This window comes from Chamaesiphon sp. OTE_20_metabat_361, from assembly GCF_031364565.1.
The window spans coordinates 1-4,638 of sequence record NZ_JANLWO010000427.1 but is presented as its reverse complement, the minus strand read 5'-3'; the positions used below and the strand labels follow the sequence as shown (position 1 = coordinate 4,638).

General features: G+C 44.9%; 5 protein-coding genes. 3 read left to right on the top strand and 2 right to left on the bottom strand.

Annotated elements, in window-relative coordinates:
- Positions 1–283 precede the first annotated feature (283 nt).
- A complete protein-coding gene (locus RMO35_RS12425; protein ID WP_309741579.1) occupies positions 284–2,125 on the bottom strand; it encodes a hypothetical protein in 1,842 nt (613 codons plus the stop codon).
- Positions 2,126–2,186: 61 nt separating this feature from the next.
- Between RMO35_RS12425 and RMO35_RS12420 the strand changes: the two genes are divergently transcribed.
- The 3 genes from RMO35_RS12420 (at position 2,187) to RMO35_RS12410 (ending at position 3,811) form a co-directional block, all read left to right on the top strand.
- Positions 2,187–2,630 (top strand): gamma-glutamylcyclotransferase, encoded by a 444-nt coding sequence (locus RMO35_RS12420; RefSeq protein ID WP_309741578.1) that lies wholly within the window; start codon positions 2,187–2,189, stop codon positions 2,628–2,630.
- Between the two features lie 162 nt (positions 2,631–2,792).
- Positions 2,793–3,110, top strand: coding sequence for a thioredoxin (gene trxA / locus RMO35_RS12415; protein ID WP_309741576.1), 318 nt, complete (start codon positions 2,793–2,795; stop codon positions 3,108–3,110).
- Between the two features lie 179 nt (positions 3,111–3,289).
- Positions 3,290–3,811 (top strand): DUF1003 domain-containing protein, encoded by a 522-nt coding sequence (locus RMO35_RS12410; protein ID WP_309741575.1) that lies wholly within the window; start codon positions 3,290–3,292, stop codon positions 3,809–3,811.
- A 15-nt stretch (positions 3,812–3,826) separates the two neighbouring features.
- Here RMO35_RS12410 and RMO35_RS12405 read toward each other — a convergent pair whose 3' ends face one another.
- Positions 3,827–4,237 (bottom strand): hypothetical protein, encoded by a 411-nt coding sequence (locus RMO35_RS12405; protein WP_309741573.1) that lies wholly within the window; start codon positions 4,235–4,237, stop codon positions 3,827–3,829.
- Positions 4,238–4,638: the final 401 nt, after the last annotated feature.

Here is a 4,638-nt window from a genome sequence, read left to right as displayed (position 1 = left end):
ACGGCGAGTACAATGGTAATGGTCAGTATCTAATGACTCACGCTCGATAGGTAAATTTGCTCGATCTAGCAATCCTAGATAAGCGTCTTAGATGCTGTTTGAAAAGTTTTATTTGTTACGATCGTAGACCTGAATCCCCCTGAATCTCCCTAAATCCCCCTTAAAAAGGGAGACTAAGATCCGGATCTGAGCAAGCTTTTTAAGGGGGTTTGGGGGATTTTCACCAATTTCGCTTCTAACTAGAGATAGTCAGCACATTTAGATTTTATTTTCTTGCTTATTCCTAACCTGTAAATAACTCACAGGCGATATATACCGATGACGATTGGACTGATTCTAATAACTTAGCCCAGCCCCAATCGTCGATTTGTTCGACACATGCTTGATATTTTTCGGCATCAGTGGGAATTAAAGCCGTTAACATTTCGATCGCGACTTGACTCAAGATTTCCGCGATCGCATTGGCACTTACCAGATCGCTACCTTTGACTAACTTACTCTTTTTGGCAACGATCTGACAGGCTTCCCTAATCGACTGTGCAGCGGCTTGTTTGGTAGTAATATCATTACTAGCCAATTGGGTAAAATAACGCTCGATCGAGTCCCACTCCGGTCGAAGATTGCGAATTAATAACTCTACCGTCCGCAGATAAATACCCAGATCGATAATTAAATCGGTAGCTTTTGCCTGTCTCGATAAGAATAGCCCACCAGCCAAAACTAATTGCGGACAGGTATAATTAAAAGCATCACCAACTTGTCCCCATTTTTGATATAAAGCTGCTGTGCTTAACTGCTGATAGTTGGGATTTATTTGCAATGATAGACTAACAGGGAAATAACTAGCAATCAGATCGCTCTCTGGTGGTTCGATTAGAATTTTAGTCCGGTTGTAGTTAGATTGGGTACCGATCTTTATCTTTTGAATTTCTAGTCGATCGAGAATTTTTTCACCATAAGTATGGGATTCGATCCCGATACTCATCGCTGCCAATAGTGCGAGCGGAGTGCTAGCGTCTGCGGCAATCGGCATCTCGATCCGTTGATATAATTCGCCAAACTGATTACCACCTTGGGTAAGCGCAATAAATGGAATTGAATAGTTATGTTTATCATCATCGGGGACGGGAAATTCATCGCCCCACATCGTAAATAATAATGGTGGACTCCAATATTCATTTTGCAGTTCTCTAGCGATCGATTGAATGGCGATCGGACACCAAGCAGTTTCTGGTAAATAGTTTTCTACCTGGGCGATCTCGACATCCCAACAATAAGCTAACAGCTCATCAGCGACTCCAAATGGGTACGGTAAGCCCGCCATTTGACCGATTTGGGTATTGACATCGATATAGAGATCGCGCTTGGGTAAAGCTTTTTTCATCTCGCGATCTTGGGTGGCAATGCGATCGAGTAATTCTTTACGCTGTTGAGATTTGAAAAACCACAGGGGATATAAGGAACCAATTGCAGTGGCAACAATTTGGATGTAGCGATCGCTATCGAGATAAATAATCCGTTGAATCAAAGACTCCCGATCTATACCTGTCAATTCTACTGCGGGTGGGTGGATACCCACCCACAAATCTTTAATTTGAGCGAGACTTTCCTGAGAACTAAAATTTTCCCAACCGCCATTAAGCGCGACTAATTGAATTGCATAGTCGCCCCACTGTTCGAGATAACGATCGTATTTACTATCCTTTTTACCGCGTCTAGCTTCTGGTTCGAGAGTTTTATGTCGATCGATCGCCATGTCTAAGAGTTTATTCAATCTTTGTAAGAGATTATTGGGCGCATCCAAACCATAAAAACTCCGACACTGATAGATCGAATTGAGCGGACTTTCCCCCTTATCTACCGACTTGCCACAACACCAGATTTCCCAGGCTTTTTTGCTCAAACCAACTACTGGCTCGCGATTAATTTCACCAGTAGGTGTGGCAAATAAACTACCTAGTTGCAGATCGGCTACCAATTGTTTCACCGGGTAGCGATGTTCTTTGCCGCCCATTTCTTGCAATTGTGCCAGCACTACCATCCACCGCAGGTGATCTGCGAGTAATTTGGGGATTTGCATCGACTGGCTGGTTTTGGTAGTGGCGATCGCGGATGGCTGGGGCATTGGAGTCAAGATGGTGTCGAGCAGTTATACTCGATCGAGTTGGTTGGAGGAATCTATCGCCATGATGAATGAAGATCTACATGTCTTTGTCTACGGTACTCTCAAGCCTGGGGAAGCTAATTTCGATCGCTATTGTGGCAATCGAGTCATTACCAGTCGGCGCGCCCATATTGAGGGGTGCCTGTACGATTTGCCCGCGTTGGGTTATCCGGGTGCAATTCATGGCAATAGTCAAGTACATGGATTTGTGCTCTCATTCGAGCGCCCGACAATATTAGCAGAATTAGACGAACTTGAAGACTTCCAGCCGCATCGAGATCCCGCCAAAAATGATTATAACCGCGAATCGATCGTGGCATATCTATCTGCCGTTGGTGCAACCTCTGCTTTGGAGAATCGCACGGCTAGCATCGTAGCTTGGGCTTATTTTATGAATCCCGAGCTGGTTCTACGCTGCGGCGGTATTTATCTTCCCGATGGCTGGTGGGTGGGAGATGGGAGGTAGGAGATGGGTGATGGGATTGGTTGCTGTCAAAACCTAATTGATATACTTCCAATCGGCAATGCCGAATTATGAGAGGTGCTTATCGTTTGTTATCGAATCTAGTCCGGTCGAGCTAAAAATGTTTAGAATCGAGTTACGCAAACTTTGTTTCAGGACAATCTCATGGCAGTCAAGCAACAATTTACCAGTTTTGAAGACGCGATCGCCAATAGCGAGCTACCGATTTTAGTTGATTTTTATGCGACTTGGTGTGGCCCATGTCAGATGATGTCCAAAATTTTGGAACAAGTCAATATCGAACTCAATGGGCAAGTGAGAATTATGAAGATCGATACCGATCGATATCCCCAAATCGCCTCTAGTCATCAGATTCAAGCTTTGCCAACTTTGGTAATGTTCAAAGGGGGGCAATCAGTCGATCGGATCGAAGGTGTCTTAACCGCCGAACAGTTGATCGATCGGATCGGTAAATTTTTATAGATTTTAGGCTGAGAAATTTCAGCTCAATTAAGTTTGGGAGCGATCGAGTGCCGTTCCCAACACCACTTTGATACTGACGTCACTTTAAGCCGATCGTCAATTCAGCCGACTGGCAAAACATCGGGCATCGAGCGCTTTCGATCGATAATAGGGCGATCGCTTCTTAACTACTGACATTTATGGACTCGCCACCAGCTATTAAAGCACCGCAACTGACCACGAGCGACTTAGAGCGACTATCTTACTTACGATCGATTAAACCTGCGAGATCTACTACTCCCAGATCTTCCTCACGCGGCGATCGGATTGCCGATGTTGTCACAGAGGTAGTCGGTTCGTGGAGGTTTATCATCATCCAAAGTTGTCTATTGACAGTGTGGATCGTGCTAAATGTGCTTGCTGTGCTGGGACAATGGGATCCATATCCGTTTATCTTACTCAACCTAGCCTTGAGCTTTCAGGCGGCTTATGCAACACCGTTTATTTTGATGAGTCAAAATCGCCAGTCAGAAATAGATCGAGAGCGCGCACAACAGGATTTGGACTGCGATGTCAAAGCTGAAATGGAGATCGAATTACTTCACGAAAAACTAGATTTACTCAGAGATCGCGAAATAGCCGAGCTACATCGATTGATTCAAGCTCAGTCTGAGACAATTGCCCAGATCGAACGACTGCTGTCGAGACAGCTCGATAATTGAAGCTCGCGAGCAGGCTTACACTTGTGGCGATTTAGCAGTTGTTTTACGGGCGCGCTTAGGTTTAGGCTCGATCGCTTCGAGGGCATTGGGAGGCTTGGGAGTGGCTGGGAGCGATTTGGGCGCGGTTTTGGTGCGTTTGGGTTTAGGTTCGAGCGCGTCGAGCTGCGCGGGCGCGACATTGTGAAATTCTGGAGTAGAGATTAGGGGCACTGCGGCGGCGATCGTTGGATCTGGTGTGGCGATCTCTTGGATCGTGACTTGTTGGGTGGGCACGAAGGCAAATCTCGATCGAGGATTAGCCGCGACAGCAAGTACCATTCCTAAGATTAAATAAACTGGAAATGGGAGATCGATCGCGCTAATAGATTGAAACAATCGAGCACTCGCTAACAGAATGAAGAAGACGGCAATCCAAAATTGAGCCATAGATTTAGGATTTAGAGTGACTGAATATTTAGATCGCTATCGGTCTTTACTATGTGTCAGGGGAAAATTGAGGCGTCAATCGAGCGATCGAGAGATACGTTCTGTAGACGATATCCGAATCAATCTCAATTGTCAAGGGTGGAAAAACGGACATAACTTAGTCACAAAAAGCAGTCGTCTATCTATAAAAATATCGTATTTATAACATTCATGAATTTTCAATAAAGGTGATAAGCTATTAGGCGACGAGTTAGGAAACCTTAACTTTGGCAATTGTCGAAATAACCCCCGATTTTTCCAGTTTAACTACAACGGATCGACTACTTGAGTCGATCGCTCAAAGTCCAGATGGTGTCACAATTAAGGAGTTAGCTGATACTTTAAACCGTCCGATCTCGATG